Annotated in this window: 12 protein-coding genes and 1 pseudogene; 10 read left to right on the top strand and 3 right to left on the bottom strand. The window is 57.2% G+C overall.

The window, feature by feature from the left end:
- The first annotated feature begins 106 nt into the window (after nucleotides 1-106).
- Genes tcyJ through tcyN form a run of 3 tightly spaced genes read left to right on the top strand, consistent with a single transcriptional unit; the run spans nucleotide 107 to nucleotide 2,324 of the window.
- A complete protein-coding gene (gene tcyJ, locus ABFX35_RS09825; RefSeq protein WP_279027147.1) occupies nucleotides 107-907 on the top strand; it encodes a cystine ABC transporter substrate-binding protein in 801 nt (266 codons plus the stop codon).
- A complete protein-coding gene (gene tcyL, locus ABFX35_RS09820; protein ID WP_095848382.1) occupies nucleotides 907-1,569 on the top strand; it encodes a cystine ABC transporter permease in 663 nt (220 codons plus the stop codon). The genes tcyJ and tcyL overlap by 1 nt, the downstream gene beginning before the upstream one ends.
- Before the next feature lie 2 nt (nucleotides 1,570-1,571).
- Nucleotides 1,572-2,324, top strand: coding sequence for an L-cystine ABC transporter ATP-binding protein TcyN (gene tcyN / locus ABFX35_RS09815; protein WP_346080576.1), 753 nt, complete (start codon nucleotides 1,572-1,574; stop codon nucleotides 2,322-2,324).
- 454 nt (nucleotides 2,325-2,778) lie between these two features.
- Here the strand turns inward: tcyN and putA are convergent, their stop codons facing one another.
- Nucleotides 2,779-6,753: a trifunctional transcriptional regulator/proline dehydrogenase/L-glutamate gamma-semialdehyde dehydrogenase gene (gene putA / locus ABFX35_RS09810; protein WP_346080574.1), complete on the bottom strand. Its 3,975-nt coding sequence runs from the start codon at nucleotides 6,751-6,753 to the stop codon at nucleotides 2,779-2,781.
- Nucleotides 6,754-7,244: 491 nt separating this feature from the next.
- On the opposite strand from putA, the gene putP reads away from it, so the two are divergent.
- From putP to phoH, 4 genes are all read left to right on the top strand, one after another.
- Nucleotides 7,245-8,729 carry a sodium/proline symporter PutP gene (gene putP, locus ABFX35_RS09805; protein ID WP_279025592.1) on the top strand — a complete coding sequence of 495 codons (1,485 nt, stop codon included), beginning with the start codon at nucleotides 7,245-7,247 and terminating at the stop codon, nucleotides 8,727-8,729.
- A gap of 370 nt (nucleotides 8,730-9,099) precedes the next feature.
- Nucleotides 9,100-11,253: a TonB-dependent receptor PqqU gene (gene pqqU, locus ABFX35_RS09800; RefSeq protein WP_346080572.1), complete on the top strand. Its 2,154-nt coding sequence runs from the start codon at nucleotides 9,100-9,102 to the stop codon at nucleotides 11,251-11,253.
- 199 nt (nucleotides 11,254-11,452) lie between these two features.
- Nucleotides 11,453-13,846, top strand: a complete 2,394-nt coding sequence (locus tag ABFX35_RS09795) for a glucose/quinate/shikimate family membrane-bound PQQ-dependent dehydrogenase (protein ID WP_346080571.1) — start codon at nucleotides 11,453-11,455, stop codon at nucleotides 13,844-13,846.
- A 722-nt stretch (nucleotides 13,847-14,568) separates the two neighbouring features.
- On the top strand, nucleotides 14,569-15,357 hold the full coding sequence (phoH, locus tag ABFX35_RS09790; RefSeq protein WP_095848389.1) for a phosphate starvation-inducible protein PhoH: 789 nt from the start codon (nucleotides 14,569-14,571) through the stop codon (nucleotides 15,355-15,357).
- 252 nt (nucleotides 15,358-15,609) lie between these two features.
- On the opposite strand, the gene chaA is transcribed toward phoH, so the two are convergent.
- Both chaA and ABFX35_RS24165 read right to left on the bottom strand, forming a co-directional pair.
- Entirely contained in the window at nucleotides 15,610-16,710 is a 1,101-nt protein-coding gene (gene chaA / locus ABFX35_RS09785; RefSeq protein WP_279025597.1) for a sodium-potassium/proton antiporter ChaA, read from the bottom strand.
- Nucleotides 16,711-17,020: 310 nt separating this feature from the next.
- Nucleotides 17,021-17,125, bottom strand: a pseudogene (locus ABFX35_RS24165) (siderophore-interacting protein); the annotation flags it as partial.
- 184 nt (nucleotides 17,126-17,309) lie between these two features.
- Between ABFX35_RS24165 and chaB the strand changes: the two are divergent.
- The 3 genes from chaB to cbl all read left to right on the top strand — a co-directional run bounded on the left by chaB (nucleotide 17,310) and on the right by cbl (nucleotide 19,795).
- A complete protein-coding gene (gene chaB / locus ABFX35_RS09780; RefSeq protein WP_279025599.1) occupies nucleotides 17,310-17,537 on the top strand; it encodes a putative cation transport regulator ChaB in 228 nt (75 codons plus the stop codon).
- A 318-nt stretch (nucleotides 17,538-17,855) separates the two neighbouring features.
- Complete coding sequence (locus ABFX35_RS09775; protein WP_279025600.1) at nucleotides 17,856-18,551, top strand: gamma-glutamylcyclotransferase; 696 nt, start codon at nucleotides 17,856-17,858, stop codon at nucleotides 18,549-18,551.
- A gap of 290 nt (nucleotides 18,552-18,841) precedes the next feature.
- Nucleotides 18,842-19,795: an HTH-type transcriptional regulator Cbl gene (cbl, locus tag ABFX35_RS09770; protein WP_279025603.1), complete on the top strand. Its 954-nt coding sequence runs from the start codon at nucleotides 18,842-18,844 to the stop codon at nucleotides 19,793-19,795.
- Nucleotides 19,796-19,802: the final 7 nt, after the last annotated feature.

The raw sequence follows: 19,802 nt of genomic DNA, 5'->3' as shown, positions 1-19,802 counted from the left end.
ATATATTCCATTTAGCCGCGCATTTATGAGTTTATATTCCATCAAGCACGCGGCAATGTGGGTAATCTACCGATCGCAAATCAAAAAAACTGCATACGGGGTATTTATGGTCTTTTCAAATGTTCGTCGTCAACTGCTGATGGGGGTGATGGCGGTGGCTCTGGTCGCCGGCCTGCCGCTGAAAACCCATGCCGCAGAGAATTTACTCGACAAAGTTAAACAACGCGGCACGCTGATTGTCGGCCTGGAGGGCACTTACCCGCCGTTCAGCTTTCAGGGCGAAGATGGCAAGCTCACCGGCTTCGAAGTGGACTTTGCCGATGCGTTAGCCCAGCATCTGGGGGTTAAAGCCAAGCTGACCCCCACCAAGTGGGACGGCATGTTGGCCTCGCTGGAATCCAAACGCATTGACGTGGTGATAAACCAGGTGACGATCTCTGATGAGCGCAAAAAGAAATACGATTTCTCCACCCCGTATACCGTTTCCGGTATTCAGGCTCTGGTGAAAAAGGGCAATGCGGGCGAGATCGCCAAGCCGGACGATCTGAAAGGCAAAAAGGTGGGCGTGGGCCTGGGCACCAACTACGAACAGTGGCTGCGTGAAAACGTGCAGGGCGTGGATGTGCGCACCTATGATGATGATCCTACCAAATATCAGGATCTGCGCGTGGGCCGCATCGACGCCATTTTGGTTGACCGCCTGGCGGCGCTGGATCTGGTGAAGAAAACCGGCGATACGCTGGCGGTTGCCGGCCCGGCATTTTCACGCCAGGAAGCGGGCGTGGCGGTGCGCAAAAACAACCCGGATCTGTTGAATGCCATTAATCAGGCGATTGCCGCGATGCGGGCCGATGGCAGCCTGGCGAAAATCTCCGAGAAATGGTTTGGCGCGGACGTAACGCAATAATGCACGAGAGTATCCAACTGGCGCTGGATTCAGCGCCATTTTTATTGAAAGGGGCGCTGCTGACCCTCCAGCTTAGCCTGGGGGGCATGGCATTAGGCCTGGCGCTCGGCTTTCTGCTGGCGCTGATGCGTCTTTCGCGTTTTTGGCCGTTGGCCTGGCTGGCGCGGTTTTATGTCTCCTTATTCCGTGGTACGCCGCTGATCGCCCAACTGTTCATGATCTACTATGGCCTGCCACAGTTCGGGATCGAACTGGATCCTTTCCCGGCGGCGCTGATTGGGCTGTCGCTGAATACTGCGGCCTATACCTCGGAAACCCTGCGCGCGGCGATATCCTCTATTGATAAAGGGCAGTGGGAAGCCGCCGCCAGCATCGGCATGAGTGGCTGGCAGACCTTGCGGCGGGTGATCCTGCCGCAGGCAGCGCGTACGGCATTACCGCCGCTTGGCAACAGCTTTATCGGCCTGGTGAAGGACACGTCGCTGGCGGCGACCATTCAGGTGCCGGAGCTGTTCCGTCAGGCGCAGTTGATCACGTCGCGCACGCTGGAGGTGTTTACGATGTATCTGGCCGCCTCACTGATTTATTGGGTGATGGCGACGCTGCTTTCCGCCCTGCAAAACCGTCTGGAAGCGCAGGTTAACCGCCAGGAGAACGCGTAACGATGAGCGCCATTGAGGTTAAGAAACTGGTTAAGCACTTTAATGGCCAGCCGGTGCTGCATGGTATCGATCTGGCGATTAACGCGGGCGAAGTGGTGGCGATTATCGGCCCCAGCGGCTCGGGCAAAACCACGCTGCTGCGTTGCATCAACCTGTTGGAGGTGCCGGATGCCGGCATCATCACGGTGGGCGATATCAGTATTGACAGCGCCAGGCCGCTTAGCCGGCAAAAGGCGCAGGTGCGCGCGCTGCGCCAGGAAGTGGGGTTTGTGTTCCAGAACTTCAATTTGTTCCCGCACCGCACGGTATTGGAAAATATTATCGAAGGGCCGGTGATCGTGAAAGGCGAAGCCAAAGCCAGCGCCGAGCAACGCGCGCGGGTCCTGTTGGCCAAGGTGGGACTGAGCGGCAAAGAGCACGCCTACCCGAAACGCCTTTCCGGCGGGCAGCAGCAACGGGTGGCGATCGCCCGTGCGTTGGCGATGCAGCCGGAAGCGATCTTGTTTGATGAGCCGACCTCGGCGCTCGATCCGGAGCTGGTGGGGGAAGTGCTGAGCACTATCCGTGCGTTGGCGCAGGAGAAACGCACCATGGCGATCGTGACTCATGAAATGAGCTTTGCCCGCGACGTTGCCGATCGCGCGATTTTTATGGATCAGGGGCAGATTGTGGAGCAGGGGCCGGCCAAGGAGCTGTTTAGTCACCCACAGCACCCGCGGACACGGCAGTTTCTTGATAAGTTTCTGAATCGTTGAGCGGCCCTCACCCTAACCCTCTCCCGGGGGGAGAGGGGACTGTTTGGTGCGAGAGTGTGAGCTTGAGATGGCCCTCACCCTGGCCCTCTCCCAGGGGGAGAGGGAACTGTTTGGTGCGAGAGTGTGAGTTTGGGATAGCCCTCACCCTGGCCCTCTCCCGGGGGGAGAGGGAACTGTTTGGTGCGAGAGTGTGAGTTTGGGATAGCCCTCACCCTAACCCTCTCCCGGGGGGAGAGGGGACTGTTTGGTGCGAGAGTGTGAGCTTGAGATGGCCCTCACCCTAACCCTCTCCCAGGGGGAGAGGGAACTGGTTGGTGCGAGAGTGTGAGTTTGGGATAGCCCTCACCCTAACCCTCTCCCGGGGAGAGAGGGAACTGGTTGGTGCGAGAGTGTGAGTTTGAGATGGCCCTCACCCTAACCCTCTCCCAGGGGGAGAGGGGATTGGTTGTTGGGGTTAGCCGATGGTCATCAGGCTGGCATTGCCGCCGGCGGCGGCGGTGTTGACGCTGAGCGAACGTTCGAGCCACAGCCGTTCCAACTGGATGTTGGTTTCGCCGCGGGCGAATCCCTGCACGGTAACGATAGCGCCGCGGCGTTCGGCGATCTGCTCGCACAAAGTGCGGAGCTGATCGGCATCCCCATGGTGGATGACGGCATCAAACGCCCACTGTTCATCGCTTTGCCATTCCTTGCTGAAATCAATACGCGCTTGCACCTCGGCCGGCAGGCGGCGGTATAGCGTGCGTTGCAGTTCAGCTTCCGGCCACAGCGCACGGTTGCCAGCGGCCAGCACGGCGGCCAACTGGGCCAGGGCATCGCCTTCTTCATCCGCCAGGCACAGCACGCGTTCACGCGGCTGCAGAGTATAGGTGTTGCGTTCACCGGTAGGGCCGGGCAGCGGGCGCACGCTGCCGCTTTGGCTCAACTCGGCGTAACGCTGCGCCAGGGGAACCAGCGTGGCTAACTTCGCGGCTTTGGCCCACTGAACCAACGCCTGGTGCGCCGCCAGCCATGGGGCCTGCGCCGGGGTTGTCACCGGCTGATCCACATCCTGGCGATTCAGGGTGCGCAGCACGGCGTCGTCCGGGCGGTTGGCCAACAGGCGGTACAGGTACAGCGGCCCGCCAGCTTTTGGCCCGGTGCCGGATAGCCCTTCGCCGCCAAAGGGTTGCACGCCGACCACGGCGCCGACCATATTGCGGTTCACGTACTGATTGCCGACCTTGGCGCGTTCGGTGACGCGGGCGATGGTTTCATCAATGCGGGTATGGATACCCAGCGTCAGGCCATAGCCCGCCGCATTGATCTCCTCGAGCAGCGTGGCCAGGTTTTCGCGCTGGAAGCGCACCACGTGCAGCACCGGGCCGAAGATCTCTTTTTGCAATTCGCTGAAGCTTTCCAATTCAATCAGCGTCGGCTTCACAAAGGTACCGCGTGCCCATTCGCTTTCCTCCTGCGCATTGCCGCGCGCCGCCTGGTATACGCTGCGCCCTTTGGCACGCATGGCCTGGATATGGTTTTCGATGTTGGCCTTGGCTTCGGTGTCGATCACCGGGCCGATATCGGTTGATAAGCGCTCCGGGTTGCCCATGCGGCACTCGGCCATGGCGCCGCGCAGCATTTTCAGGGTGTGCTCCGCGACGTCTTCCTGGATGCACAGCACCCGCAGCGCTGAACAGCGCTGGCCGGCGCTGTCAAAGGCGGAAGCGACGACATCCGTCACCACCTGTTCGGTAAGCGCCGAGGAGTCGACGATCATCGCATTCAGGCCACCGGTTTCAGCAATCAGCGGCGTTGGCCGGCCCTGTGGATCCAGGTTGGCGGCGATGCTGCGTTGCAGAATACCGGCCACTTCAGTGGAACCGGTGAACATTACGCCGCGGGTGCGCGGATCGCTAACCAGCGCAGCGCCCACGCTGTCGCCCTGGCCGGGCAACAGTTGCAAGACGCCCGGCGGAATACCGGCGGCCAGCAGGATCGCCACGGCCTGTGCGGCCACCAGCGGCGTTTGTTCCGCCGGTTTAGCCAGCACGCTGTTGCCCGCCGCCAATGCCGCGGCCACCTGGCCGGTGAAAATTGCCAGCGGGAAATTCCACGGGCTGATGCAGACCACCGGCCCCAATGGGCGATGACTGTCATTGGCAAAATCATGGCGCACCTGGGCGGCGTAGTAACGCAGGAAGTCGACGGCCTCGCGTACCTCGGCAATCGCATTGGCAAAGGTTTTGCCCGCTTCCCGCACCAGGATGCCTAGCAGGCGTTGCAACTGTGCTTCCATCAGTTCAGCCGCACGTTCCAGCACGGCGGCGCGCTCGTCCGGCGGTGTGGCAAACCAGATCGGGCCGGCGGCGTTGGCGGCATCCAGCGCACGGTTGACTTCCTCACGGCTGGCCTCACGCACATAGCCGACGATATCGCCAGGCTCCGCCGGGTTAACCACCGGTTGCTCAACGCCGTGATCTAACGCTGCATTAATGATGGGGGCCGCGTGCCAGGGTTGGGTAGCGCTGGTGAGCAGGGCGCTGGAAAGCGATGCCAGCCGGTGTTCATTCGATAAATCCAGCCCGCTGGAATTGATGCGTTGTTTGCCATACAGCGCGCGTGGCAAGGGGATTTTCGGGTGCGGCAGGCCAATCTGGCCTTCGCTGGCCGCCAGCGCTTCAACCGCCTGCACCGGATCGGCCACCAGTTCATCAAGCGGCAGGCTGCTGTCGGCGATGCGGTTAACGAACGACGTATTGGCGCCGTTTTCCAACAGGCGGCGCACCAGATAGGCCAGCAGGGTTTCGTGGGTACCGACGGGCGCATAAATGCGGCACGGCCGGTTGAGCTTGCCGTCGGCCACTTTGCCCACCACCTGTTCGTACAGCGGTTCGCCCATGCCGTGCAGGCACTGGAACTCATACTGGCCCGGGTAGTAGTTATTGCCGGCCAGATGGTAGATGGCGCTGAGGGTATGGGCGTTATGGGTGGCAAACTGCGGGTAGATCAGGTTTGGCACCGCCAGCAGTTTGCGCGCGCAGGCCAGGTAGGAAACGTCGGTATACACCTTGCGGGTATACACCGGGTAGCCTTCCAGACCGTCAATCTGGGCACGCTTGATTTCGCTATCCCAGTAGGCGCCCTTGACCAGGCGGATCATCAGGCGCCGGCGGCTGCGACTGGCCATATCGATCAATGCATCAATCACCAACGGGCAGCGCTTCTGGTAGGCCTGAATAACAAAGCCGATGCCGTTCCAGCCGGCCAGCTGTGGCTCAAAGCAGAGTTTTTCCAGCAGATCGAGCGAGAGCTCCAGGCGATCGGCCTCTTCGGCATCAATGTTAATGCCGATATCATACTGGCGCGCCATTAGGGTGAGCGCCAGCAGGCGTGGATAGAGTTCTTCCATCACGCGCTCATACTGTGCGCGGCTATAGCGCGGATGCAGGGCAGAAAGCTTGATCGAGATCCCCGGCCCTTCATAAATACCACGGCCGTTAGAGGCTTTGCCGATGGCATTGATCGCCTGTTGGTAAGAAACCAGGTACGCCTGCGCGTCGGCTTCGGTCAGCGCCGCTTCCCCCAGCATATCGTAGGAATAGCGGAAGCCTTTGTCTTCCAGCCGGCGGGCGTTGGCCAGCGCTTCGGCGATGGTTTCCCCGGTGACGAACTGTTCGCCCATCAGGCGCATCGCCATATCCACCCCTTTGCGGATCAACGGCTCGCCGCTTTTGCTGATGATGCGGTTCAGCGAGCGGGAAAGGTTGGCCTCGTTATGGGTGGCAACCAGCTTGCCGGTGAACAGCAGGCCCCAGGTGGCGGCATTGACAAACAGGGAAGGGCTGTGGCCCAGGTGGGAGTGCCAGTTGCCGGTGCTGATTTTGTCGCGGATCAACGCATCACGCGTCGGCTTATCGGGGATGCGCAGCAGCGCTTCCGCCAGGCACATAAGCGCCACCCCTTCCTGCGATGAAAGGGAAAACTCTTGCAGCAGCCCCTGCACCATACCCGCGCGCCCATTGGCGTTTTTCTGGTTGCGTAACTTCTCTGCGATACGGTAGGCCAGGCGGTGGGTCGCTTCGGCCTGCTCGGCCGGCAAACGCGCCTGTTCAAGCAGCATGGCCACCGTTTCTGTTTCCGGGCGGCGATAGGCGGCGGTAATGGCCGCACGGGTGACCGATTGCTGCAAAATCTGTTCGGCGAATTCCAAAAAAGGCGGATGTGACTCTTCCGCTTCTTGCTGCATAATATCGTCCGCTTGCTGCGGAGCACTGTTGGCGGATACCGGCAGCTCAGGGAGCTCGGCCCCGCTTTCCAGGCGTTCCAGGTAGTTAAAAATGGCCTGTTTGATTAACCAGTGTGGCGTGCGATCGATACGTTGCGCCGCGCTCTTGATCCGTTCGCGTGTGGCTTCATCAAGTTTCACGCCCATGGTGGTTGTACCCATACCTCGCCAACTCCTGTATTTGTGGTTACCCGCTTCCGGCAGGGGCTCCAGGGAGCCCATGTGCCTGCTGTTATCGGCCGGCGGGATAGGTTGTGTGTCTGTCGGATGGGGATAATATCGGGCATGTTGCAACTTTGTGCAACCCTGTTAAAACGATGCGTTTTTCAGAGTTTGAGGTATTTTAAATTGTTAACTCGGGGAAGGGGTGTTTGATCCCCTGCCATCATCGCTTTATAGCGTGAATTATCGCTTGTTTAAGTTGATTTAAGGTTGATTGTCGGGTGCAACCTTCGCCAGAGGAATGTGACGCGGGGTAAACTTTGTGTAACCCCCGGGTTAAATTTCTTGTTGGTTCGCAACGGTGTCATCTAGGATAACCGGCGTGAGGGGAGGACCCCCGCGCTGCCGCTGCCCGTTTTTTAATTTCGCCTCGTTCCGGCGCGTGCAGTGAAAAACATCGCGATCAAATAATAATGAAATTGGAGAATTAAATGACAATGAGCACACCAATGCTGGTGACCTTCCTGGTGTATATCTTTGGGATGGTGCTGATCGGCTTCTTTGCCTACCGGGCGACCAATAACTTCGATGATTATATTTTAGGTGGGCGCAGCCTGGGTAGCGTGGTGACCGCGCTTTCCGCCGGGGCGTCGGATATGAGCGGTTGGCTGCTGATGGGCCTGCCGGGCGCCATTTTCCTAAGCGGCATTTCCGAAAGCTGGATCGCCATCGGCCTGATCATTGGCGCCTATCTGAACTGGAAGCTGGTGGCGGGCAGGCTGCGGGTGCATACCGAGGCCAACAACAATGCGCTGACGCTGCCGGATTATTTCACCAGCCGCTTTGAGGACAACAGCAAGCTGCTGCGGGTGATTTCCGCCATTGTCATTCTGGTCTTTTTTACCATTTACTGTGCCTCCGGCGTGGTAGCCGGCGCCCGGCTGTTCGAAAGTACCTTTGGCATGAGTTACACCACGGCGCTGTGGGCCGGCGCGGCCGCCACCATCGTCTATACCTTCGTGGGCGGTTTCCTGGCGGTGAGCTGGACCGACACCGTGCAGGCCAGCCTGATGATTTTCGCCTTAATTCTGACGCCGCTGATGGTGATCTTTGCTGTCGGCGGGATCGACAGTTCAATGCTGGTGATTGAGGCCAAGAACCCGGCCAACACGGATATGTTGAAAGGGCTGAACGTGGTGGCGATCGCTTCGCTGCTGGGCTGGGGGCTGGGTTACTTCGGCCAGCCGCATATCCTGGCGCGCTTTATGGCGGCAGACTCCCACCACACGATCCGCAGCGCCCGCCGTATCAGCATGGTGTGGATGATCCTGTGCCTGGTGGGTGCCATCGCCGTCGGCTTCTTCGGTATCGCTTACTTCTCGAATAACCCGCACCAGGCCGGCAATGTAACGCAAAACGGCGAGCAGGTGTTTATCGAGCTGGCGATGCTGCTGTTCAACCCGTGGGTGGCCGGTGTGTTGCTGTCGGCGATTCTGGCGGCGGTCATGAGCACCCTGAGTTGCCAACTGCTGGTCTGTTCCAGCGCCATTACGGAAGATTTGTACAAAGCCTTCCTGCGCAAAAAGGCCAGCCAACGCGAGCTGGTGTGGGTTGGCCGTGTGATGGTGTTGTTGGTGGCGCTGGTTGCGATCGCGTTGGCCGCCAATCCGGAAAACCGTGTACTGGGGTTGGTGAGCTACGCCTGGGCCGGTTTTGGCGCCGCCTTTGGGCCGGTGGTGTTGATTTCGGTGCTGTGGCCGCGCATGACCCGCAACGGAGCGCTGGCAGGGATGCTGGTGGGCGCTATCACGGTGTTGGTCTGGAAACAGTACGGCTGGCTGGATCTGTATGAAATTATTCCTGGCTTCCTGTTTGGCTGTATTGCCATCGTGGCAGTCAGCCTGCTGGGCCGTGCGCCTTCTGCGGCGATGGCCGAACGGTTCGCCAAAGCTGAAGCAGAGTTTAAAACGGTATAACGGTATTTCAATTCCTCCCTTAAGGGGGGAATTACCGTGGCGTGTAAAGGATTGGTGCCAGGCAGACAGCATTGCCTGGCTAACTTACTGGATTTATCCATTCCGGGTGCTGATAATAAACGGTAAGGTTAAAAAGAGGATTGGTTTTAACCTGTTGTTAATTATGGCGACTGTTATGGCTGTTAGGCGTTTCGTGCGGGGCTGATACTGCACATACGTTAATTTGTATAAATAATTTCCCAGAGGGATTTGTTGCTGACGTTTTAAATTGTTGCTAACTCTTTTCAATGGGATGTTATAAGTATTAACATGTCGCCACTCGTGTTCCAAATGGTTCATTTTACCTGGGTTCATTAACGGCACCTTCCTCATGAAAAATATCTCCCATAAAAAGACGGCGGCGTTTTCTGCCGTTCTTATTCCTGTATTGCTGCCCGCTTCCGTCTGTTTTGCACAGGACAGTGATGACACATCGGCGATGGTGGTGTCGGCAAAGCGTGAAGGCCTTTCTGAACTGTCGACGCCGGCCGCGGTCGGCGTGGTCAACGGCGAACAGCTGCGCAATGCGAAACCGCAGATTAACCTCTCTGAAAGCCTGGGCAGCGTGCCTGGCGTGCAGATCCAGAACCGCCAAAACTATGCGCAAGATTTGCAACTTTCCGTGCGTGGCTTCGGCGCCCGTTCGATGTACGGCGTGCGCGGCGTGCGAATCTATGTCGATGGCATCCCGGCCACCATGCCGGATGGGCAGGGGCAAACGTCGAATATCGATTTAAACTCGGCCGAACGGGTGGAAGTGCTGCGCGGGCCGTTTTCGGCGCTGTACGGTAATGCCTCTGGCGGGATGGTGAACGTGGTCACCGAAACGGGCCAGCAGCCGCCGCGCATTGAATCCGGGATGTATTTCGGCAGCGACGGCACCTGGCGTTATGGGCTTAAAGCGACCGGCGCCACCGGCGATGGCACCCACGCCGGCGATGTGAACTACGCCGTCTCCGCGACGCGCTTTACCACCCAGGGCTACCGCGATCACAGCGGCGCGCAAAAGAACCTGGGCAATGCCAAGCTGGGGGTGCGGATTGATGACGTCAGCACCCTGACGTTGTTGTTCAACAGCGTGGATATCAACGCCAACGATCCCGGCGGCCTGACCGAAGCCGAATGGCGCGCTAACCCACGCCAGGCGCCGCGGGCCGATCAGTACAATTCGCGCAAGAGCACCAAGCAAACCCAGGCAGGGCTGCATTATGAACGCCAAATGAGCGCCAATGACGATCTGAGCGTGATGATGTACGCTGGGATACGCGAAACCACGCAATATCAGGCGATCCCGGCTTCGGTGCAGCAAAGCAGCGATCAGCACCCGGGCGGGGTGATCGATCTCACCCGCCGTTATCAGGGGATTGATACCCGCTGGACGCACCGTGGCGAATTGGGCGCGGTGCCCGTCACCCTGACCGGCGGGTTGGATTATGAAACCATGACGGAACGCCGCAAGGGCTATGAAAACTTTACCGTAAACAATGGCGTGACGGAGTTAGGTACCCTGGGCGATTTGCGCCGCAACGAGCGCAATCTGATGTGGAGCCTGGATCCTTATCTGCAGACCTCCTGGCAGTTAACGCCACGCTTGACGCTGGATGCCGGCGTGCGCTTTAGCACCGTCAATTTCGATTCCAATGATTTTTATGTCACCGGCAGCAATGGCGATGACAGCGGCAGCGCGCGCTATCACCGCTGGTTGCCGGCCGCCTCGCTCAACTATGCCGTCACGCCGGGGTGGAATATGTATGTGTCCGCCGGGCGTGGTTTTGAAACGGCGACCATCAACGAGCTTTCTTACCGTTCCGGCGGGCTGTCCGGGCTGAATTTCGATCTGAAGCCGTCAACCAGCGAAACAGTGGAACTGGGCAGCAAAACGCGCATCGGCAATGGCCTGCTCACCGCTGCGATGTTCCAGACCAACACCAAAAATGAAATCGTGGTGGATGAAAGCAGCAACGGCCGCAGCAGCTATAAGAACGCCGGCCAGACGCGGCGGCGTGGCCTTGAGCTGGCGCTGGATCAGCAGTTCGCCTATGACTGGCACCTGCAGTTGGCCTGGACGTTGCTGGACGCCCGCTACCGCGACAACGTCTGTGGCGACAGCGAATGCAGCGCCGACAGCAGTGTGCTGCGCGGCTACCGGATGCCGGGGATCGCACGCAATATGGGCTATGCTTCCCTGGCCTGGTCACCGCCGGCTGGTTGGTTCGCCGGCGCCGAGGTCCGCTATATGAGCAATATCCAGGCCAACGACGAAAATACGGCACAGGCACCGTCTTATACCACCGTGGCGCTGAATACCGGTTATCGCTATCCGATGGGCAACTGGCTGTTTACCGTCTTTGGCCGGGTGGACAACGTATTTGATCGGCAATATGTCGGTTCTGTGATTGTAAATGAAAGCAATGGGCGCTATTTCGAACCGGCGCCGGGCAGAAATTGGGGCGGCGGTATGAGCGTTGCCTATTCTTTTGAATAAAGGGAATTATAAATGTGGCATACAAAACCAACGCCGTAGCAGCGGTGAAATGAAATTGAATAACCTATGGCAACTGTAGATAGATATCCAAAGTCATTCGAGGGGCAAAAGCAACGCGGCTGCCACTTGAAGTATGGCGGATAGGATTAAAACTATTGCACCCACAATGGCGTCGCCACCTGTGGGTGGGAGAGCAAATATGGCAAATTCAAGTGGAAAACGAAGTATAGGGATATACCTCATCTGGCTGCTGGGCGGCCTGATGGGGGTTATCGGCCTGACGCTGGCGATCGGCGGGGGTTACCTGGTGACGCTGGGCGGCAGTCTGTATTTTCTGGTGATGGGGCTGGCGATGCTGATCGCCGCGGTGCTTATCATCAAACGTAAACCGGCCGGCGCCTGGCTGTATGCGCTGGCCTTTGTATTGACCATCGCCTGGGCGCTATGGGATGTGGGCCTGACCTTCTGGCCGCTGTTCTCGCGGTTGTTCATGTTCGGTGTGCTGGCGTTTTTGGTGGCGCTGGCTTATCCGTGGCTGAAGAAACAGGTAGGCGGCACCGGGCGCGGCGCACCGAGCTACGTGTTGGCGGCGCTGCTGGCGATCGCGCTGGTGGCCGGTTTTGGCTATACCTTTGTGCCGGCGCCGATTGTGGCCGCCACCGAAGACGTGCCGGTGAAGCCGGTTGCGCCGGGTAGCGAGCAGAAAAACTGGGAGCACTGGGGCAACACCACCCACGGCGACCGTTTTGCGGCGCTGGACCAAATCAACAAGACCAACATTAACCAGTTGAAGGTTGCCTGGGTTGCCCACACCGGCGATATTCCGCAGAGCAACGGCTCGGGCGCGGAAGATCAAAACACGCCGCTGCAAATCGGCAACGCGCTGTATGTGTGCACCGCTTACGGCAAAGTGTTGTCGCTGGAGGCCGATACCGGCAAACAGCAGTGGGTGTACGATCCGAAAGCCCAGGCGCCGAACTGGCAGCGTTGCCGCGGCCTGGGATATTTCGCGGATGCCGAACACCCGGCGCCAAGCCAAAGCGATGCGGTGGCGAATAATGCCGCCGCCGTTTGCCCGCGCCGCCTGTTCCTGCCGACTACCGATGCTCGTCTGATTGCGATCAATGCCGATAACGGCCAGCCTTGCGCAGATTTCGGCGCCAATGGCATTGTCGATCTGAAAGTCGGTATGGGCGAAGTGAAACCGGGTTATTACCAGCAGACCTCAACGCCGCTGGTTGCCGGCAATGTGGTGGTGGTCGGCGGGCGCGTGGCGGATAACTACTCCACGGGCGAACCCCCGGGCGTAGTGCGCGCCTACGACGTGCATACCGGTGAACTGGCTTGGGCCTGGGATCCGGGTAACCCGGCCATCACGCGCTTGCCGCCGGAAGGGCAAACTTATACTCGCGGCACACCGAACGTTTGGTCTGCCATGGCGTATGATGCCAAGCTGAACCTGATTTACCTGCCAACCGGCAACGCCACGCCGGACTTCTTTGGCGGCGAACGTACCGCGCTGGATGATAAATACAACTCTTCCGTGGTGGCGGTGGATGCGGCAACCGGCCAGGTGCGTTGGCATTACCAGACCACGCACCACGATCTGTGGGACTTTGACCTGCCGTCGCAGCCGCTGCTTTACGATCTGCCCGACGGTAACGGTGGCGTAACGCCGGTACTGGTGCAAACCAGCAAGCAGGGCATGATTTTCATGCTGAACCGGGAAACCGGCCAGCCAGTGGCCAAGGTTGAAGACCGCGAAGTGCCGCAGGGTAACGTCCCCGGCGAACGCTATGCGAAAACCCAACCTTATTCCGTGGGTATGCCGAACATCGGCAATGAAACGCTGACGGAATCCGACATGTGGGGGGCCACGCCGCTCGATCAACTGCTGTGCCGCATCGAGTTTAAAGGCATGCGTCACCAGGGGGTTTATACGCCGCCAGGGCTGGATCGCGCGTTGCAGTATCCAGGCTCTCTTGGCGGGATGAACTGGGGCAGCGTTTCGGTGGATCCGAACAACGCGATTATGTTTGTCAACGACATGCGCCTGGGGCTGGCCAACTATATGGTGCCGCGCAACAAAGTGCCGACCGGCGCCAGCGGCATTGAAATGGGCCTGGTACCGATGGACGGCACGCCCTATGGCGCGGTGCGCGAGCGCTTCCTGTCGCCGCTCGGCATTCCTTGCCAGAAACCGCCGTTTGGCACCATGTCTGCGGTTGATTTGAAATCCGGCAAACTGGTGTGGCAGGTTCCGGTCGGTACGGTGCAGGATACCGGGCCGCTGGGCATCAAGATGCGTATGCCGATGGAAGTCGGTATGCCGACGCTGGGCGCCAGCCTTTCTACCCAGGCCGGTTTGCTGTTCTTCGCCGGTACCCAGGATTTCTATCTGCGTGCATTTGATACCGCAAGCGGTAAAGAAATCTGGAAAGAACGCCTGCCGGTCGGCAGCCAGTCTGGGCCAATGACCTATGTCTCTCCGAAAAATGGCAAGCAATACATTATTATCAGCGCAGGCGGCGCGCGCCAATCGCCGCAGCGTGGTGATTATGTTATCGCCTATGCATTGCCGGACAGTAAATAAACGCATCGCCGGTTTGCCTGATGCAAACCGGCGGTAGCGGCAAACAAGTTTCAGGGCGGGAGCTTTCCCGCCTTTTTCATTATCGGCTTGGATGAAAAATGTACGGTCACCGGCGATTGCCGTTTGAGATGCACGGCGGCCGTTTTTTTGGGTTGCGCTTTTTTTAATCAGGAAACGGAAATGTCATCTGCTGATTTTAATCGCAATGGATTGTTTTATAAGGCGAGTAAAGTTTTTGTGGCGTAAGCTGAACGGCGTGATATAGTGATTTTGCGTTGGTTGAAAACTGTGGCAATTAATTTTTTTTACTTTTCGATAACGCACAGGTTTGAATTGTCATTATACTGTAATCATCTGGCGGTAGTTTTCACACGGTGCGCAGCCTGGAGCTGAAAATATCACTGCGGGGATCGCTAATGGTAAAGTCCATGTTTGGGCTGGCAAGAAAAAACGATATACCTTTCCCGATTTCCTGTTGTAACACGGGGCTTATCCCCGACTCTCTTTTTTCCGCCAGCTCTCAGCTTTTCGCGCATCGTCATTCAGCTTATAACACCCATCTTTATATACCCATGTCCGGTGAACCACGGCACAACCTAATTGCCGCGTATTCACCATTTCCGTTGGCTTATATTGGTTGTGAAGGAGGCGACAGTCTGCTTGTAAACATGATCGCACGGCAATGCCGTTGCGGTAGGTGAACCAAACTGTAAGGTGCCACTATGGGAAGACAGAAAGCAGTGATCAAAGCACGTCGTGAAGCGAAACGCGTCATTCGTCGTGACGCTCGTAGTCATCGCCAGCTCGAAGAAGAAAGCGTCACTTCGCTGGTACAAATGGGGGGCGTCGAGTCTATCGGCATGGCGCGGGATAAGCGCGATACTTCCCCTATTGAGGCGAGAACCGAAGCTCAAGGTCATTACTTATTAGCCATAGAAAATAAGCAGTTGATATTTGCCACCGGTGAAGCCGGCTGCGGCAAAACCTTCATCAGCGCCGCCAAAGCGGCTGAAGCCCTTATACATAAAGAGGTGGATCGGATAATTGTTACCCGTCCGGTTCTGCAGGCGGATGAAGATCTCGGCTTTTTGCCCGGGGATATTTCTGAGAAATTCGCCCCTTATTTCCGCCCGGTGTACGATATTTTGCTGCGCCGCTTAGGATCGTCTTTTATGCAATACTGCCTGCGCCCGGAAATCGGCAAGGTGGAGATCGCGCCGTTTGCTTATATGCGCGGCCGCACGTTTGAAAATGCGGTGGTGATCCTGGATGAAGCCCAGAACGTAACCGCCAGCCAGATGAAAATGTTCCTGACCCGTCTGGGTGAGAACGTGACGGTGATCGTCAACGGGGATATCACCCAGTGCGACCTGCCGCGCGGGGTAAAATCCGGCCTTAGCGATGCGCTTGAACGCTTCGAAGAAGACGAGATGGTCGGTATTATCCGCTTTGAAAAACAAGACTGTGTGCGCTCCGCCCTGTGCCAGCGCACGCTCCATGCCTACAGCTAACCCTCACTGCTTTTCCTGTCGAACCAAGGCCGCCGCGGCGGCCTTTTTCCTGGCCGTTATTCAGGCATATACCCAAAATAATTCGAGTTGCAGGAAGGCGGCAACGTAGCGAATCCCCAGGAGCTTACTGGAGTAAGTGACTGGGGTGAGCGAGGAAAGCCAACACACCTGCAACTTGAAGTATGAAGGGTATAAAAAAATGCCAGCCGGCAATGAACCGGCTGGCATGTATTGGCCCCAGGGCGCTTTCGATCAGGCGAAAATCGTCATCATATAGGCGGCAAACAGCGCCAGGTGCGCGGTGCCGTTCAGCACGTTGGTGCGGCCGGTGGAGAATGAAATGTGGCACAGCATCAGCACGGCCAGCATCACCACCATGTGCGGCGCCTGCATGCCGAAAATCAGCGTCTGGCCGGTCAGCGTGGCGATGATGGTCACCGCCGGTACGGTCAGTGAGATGGTGGCCAGCACCGAGCCGAAGAACAGGTTCATGGCGCGTTGCACCTGGTTGTTCAGCACGGCGCGCAATGCGCCAAGGCCTTCAGGCGACAGGATCAGCAATGCCACCAGGAAACCGGTGAACTGCGCCGGCGCATTCAATTTGGTCAGCAGCCCTTCCAGAGGGCCGGCGTTGAACTTGGTTACCGCGATAACCGCAACCAGGTGCACAACCAGCCACGCGGCGTGCCAGGCGTTGCTGTGGGACGAAGGCTTGCCGTGGTGCGGATCGCCATCGTCGTCTTCATGTTCATAAACGAACAGGCTTTGGTGCGTTTTGGTTTGAATGATTAAAAACACGCCGTACATGGCAGCGGAAATTGCCGCCACCAACAGCGCCTGGGCCGTGTTGAAATTGCCGCCGGGCAGGGCGCTTGGCAGCACCAGCACGATCACCGCCAGTGGGAAGATGGCCATCAGGTACTGTTTGATGCCGCTCAGGTTAACGTGCTGGGTGGCGAACTTGCGCCCGCCCAGCAGCAGGGCAAAGCCCACCAGGCCGCCGGTCACGATCATAATGATGGAGTAGAGCGTATCGCGCATCAGCGCCGGCGCGGCGTCGCCGGTGGCCATTAGAGCGGAAATCAGGCTGACTTCCAGAATGACTACGGATAGGCTGAGAATCAGTGAACCATAGGGTTCGCCCAGGCGATGGGCGAGCACGTCGGCATGGCGAACCACGCTGAAGGCGCTGCTGAGAATACCGATCAGGGCAAGAACATTGATGCCGACAATCAATGGCATATTAGCGGTAGTGCCCCAAATGCTCAGAACCGCCAGCGCCACAACCGGGAATATCAGTGAAATTTCGCTGTGGCGGGATTTTGAGCGCTCGGTATCGTGTTGTGACTGCATTGTTGTGCTTCTCCTTCTCAAACCGCGTGGCTCCGTCATCGCAGAATGCCGGTTAACAGGCGGCTCTGCGCGTTCAGAAAGTGATTGATAATAGGATACACCCTGTGTGCCGTGCCGGGTTAAAGATGTGATGTTGTTTTAACTTGAAAAAGCAATCACTTGCTTTATGTGACTAGGTTAACAAAAAAAACGCAACTAATGCGGTTTTATTTACTTACTTTTACGAACATAAACACTTTTCCAACATCAATGGCATAAAAAAGTGACTCATAGCGATAATTAGCTGGCTGGCTAACGCCGTATCGGCCGGTCAACTATCGATATAGTCCCCGATTTGGCGCCGTTTTTGATGATAATTCTCTTTATTTAACCCCTCTCGCCAGTAAGGAATCACATACCGCTGATTACAGTTGCACTTTGATCATGCCGCTGGCAGCGGTGTGATATTGTGAATGGCTTTTACTTCAATCCACGAGAGGCGGCGCAGCGTGAGAGGTAATCATTTTTATCACCGTTATTAACAATGAGAATTATTTGCAATTTGAGGGCGAGCAATGTGGCATCTAGAATCAGAAGATGTCGAGAAAAGGGGGAACATCATGCCGTATAAAAATAAAAGCGCATTGCCGGAAAATGTAAAAAACGTTTTGCCTGAACACGCACAAGAAATCTATAAAGAAGCGTTTAACAGCGCCTGGGATGAGTATAAAGATGCAGAAGACCGGCGCGGTGATGATTCGCGTGAAACCACGGCGCATAAGGTTGCCTGGGCGGCGGTAAAACAGGTTTATCGCAAAGGGAGTGATGATCGCTGGCATAAAAAGTGAGGATAGAGCCCGAATGCGGTGCGGAATAATCTTATTATCATTGGGTTCCTGCTTTTTTAAGCGAAACCTTCCGGGATACTTGATCGCCACGCCGGAAAAGAATAATGTCATTTACATTGTGGTGCCGCTATATAAATAAATATACGCGCGCCAAATTATCGAAGGGTTAATGATTTGAGTTGTATACCCTGCAAATTCAAGCCGCAGGATAACGCGTTTTGAATCGTGCTGACGCTGGCCCAACACATGGGCAACGTGAAGTATGCAGGGTGTTTAGGAGAAATGGGGCAAACCGGTTTCTCAGGAGGTGGTAAACAGGTGTTAACGCGAGATTTTCTGAAAAAAGCGGATTGTAAAACGGCGTTCGGTACCATTGATGACGCGCTGTTGCTGACAACAGAACAGCGTTTGGCCTCGTTGGATTGTACATTGTCGCGTCGTCCTGATAACAGCCCGGTCTGGATCTTTGGCTATGGCTCGCTGATGTGGAACCCCTTGTTTGAAGCCGAAGAGGTGCGGCGCGCCACCCTGCAAGGTTGGCACCGTGCTTTCTGTTTGCGGCTGACGGCCGGGCGTGGCACGTTGCACCGGCCGGGTCGTATGCTGGCGCTTAAGGAAGGGGGCTGCACCACCGGCCTGGCGTTCCGTCTGCCGGAAACTACGCTGCGCGAAGAGCTGGAACTGCTGTGGAAGCGCGAAATGCTCACCGGCTGTTACCTGCCCACCTGGTGCGACTTGTCGCTGGAAGACGGGCAGGTGGTAACCGCGTTGGTTTTTGTGATGAACCCGCAGCACCCATTGTTTGAAGAAGATGTGCGCCACCAGGTCATCGCCCCGCTGATCGCGCGCGCCAGCGGCCCGCTCGGCACCAATGCGCAATACCTTTTTGCGCTGGAAAACGAATTGAAAAACCAGGGGATGAAGGACGATTGCATCGGCGAACTGGTTAACTATGTTCGCCAGTGGCTGCAGGACAATACCGCTGGGCAGTTAGGCGGCGAGGCAACGGCGTAAACGGCGCTGGGGGCGCGTTGCTCCCCAGTAAGCCAACGGCTGGTTATATCCGTTCCCTATAAATAATAACTTTTCAGGCGAGCGTATTTTTATCCCTCCTTTCCTTGATGTTATTTATCCTGTTAATTCTTAACACGATTCATTCTTTTCTGTGCGGCGTGTATTTAGGCAGCGCGCGGTAAACCCCCACTTAGCATAAAAAAGCATAAGTAAATAGTATTTCTTATTTGTTAGCACGGTAAGGACTACGTATCAATATTGCTAACGGTTTTGTAAGGCAAGGGGGGAGTATGAACTTTCAACAATTAAAAATCATCCGCGAGTCGGCACGCTGCAACTACAACCTGACGGAAGTGGCCAATACCTTATTTACTTCGCAATCTGGCGTTAGCCGCCATATTCGCGAACTGGAAGAAGAACTGGGTATTGAAATATTTATCCGGCGCGGCAAACGGTTATTAGGCATGACCGAGCCGGGGAAAGAGTTACTGGTGGTGGCGGAGCGTATCCTCAACGACGCCAATAACATCCGCCGCCTGGCTAACGTATTCAGCAGCGAGGACGGCGGCCAACTGCATATCGCCACTACCCACACCCAGGCGCGCTACAGCCTGCCGGGAGTGATTAAGGAATTCCGCGCGCTGTACCCGCGCGTGCGCGTGGTGTTAAACCAGGGCAGCCCGGAAGAGATCGTTTCTATGCTGGCCGCCGGGGAAGCCGACATCGGCATCGCCAGCGAGCGGTTAATGAATGCCGAGGCGCTGGCTGCGTTCCCTTACTATCGCTGGCACCATGCCATTCTGGTGCCGGAAGGACATGAACTGACCAGACAGCCGCAGGTGACGCTGGAAATGCTCAGCACGCTGCCGCTGATCACCTACCGCCAGGGCATCACCGGCCGTTCTCGCCTGGACGCCGCATTTAAGGCGGCGGGCCTGACGCCGGACATTGCGCTCAGCGCGCAGGATTCTGATGTGATTAAAACCTATGTGGAGCTGGGGCTGGGCGTGGGCGTGCTGGCGGACATGTCGTATGAAAAAGAGCGCGATACCGGGCTGGTCTGCATCAATGCGGAGCACCTGTTTGAGCCGAACACCGTCTGGCTCGGGGTAAAACGCGGCCAGTTACAGCGTAACTTTGCCTGGCGTTTTATCCAGCTGTGCAACCCGACCCTGACGCTCACCGAGATCAAGGAGCAGGTCTTTTCCTCTTCGATTGAGTCGGCGATCGACTACCAAATCTAACCCCCTT

It is taken from the genome of Gibbsiella dentisursi (assembly GCF_039539505.1).
GTDB lineage: Bacteria > Pseudomonadota > Gammaproteobacteria > Enterobacterales > Enterobacteriaceae > Gibbsiella > Gibbsiella quercinecans.
This window is presented reverse-complemented; position numbering and strand designations above follow the sequence as displayed.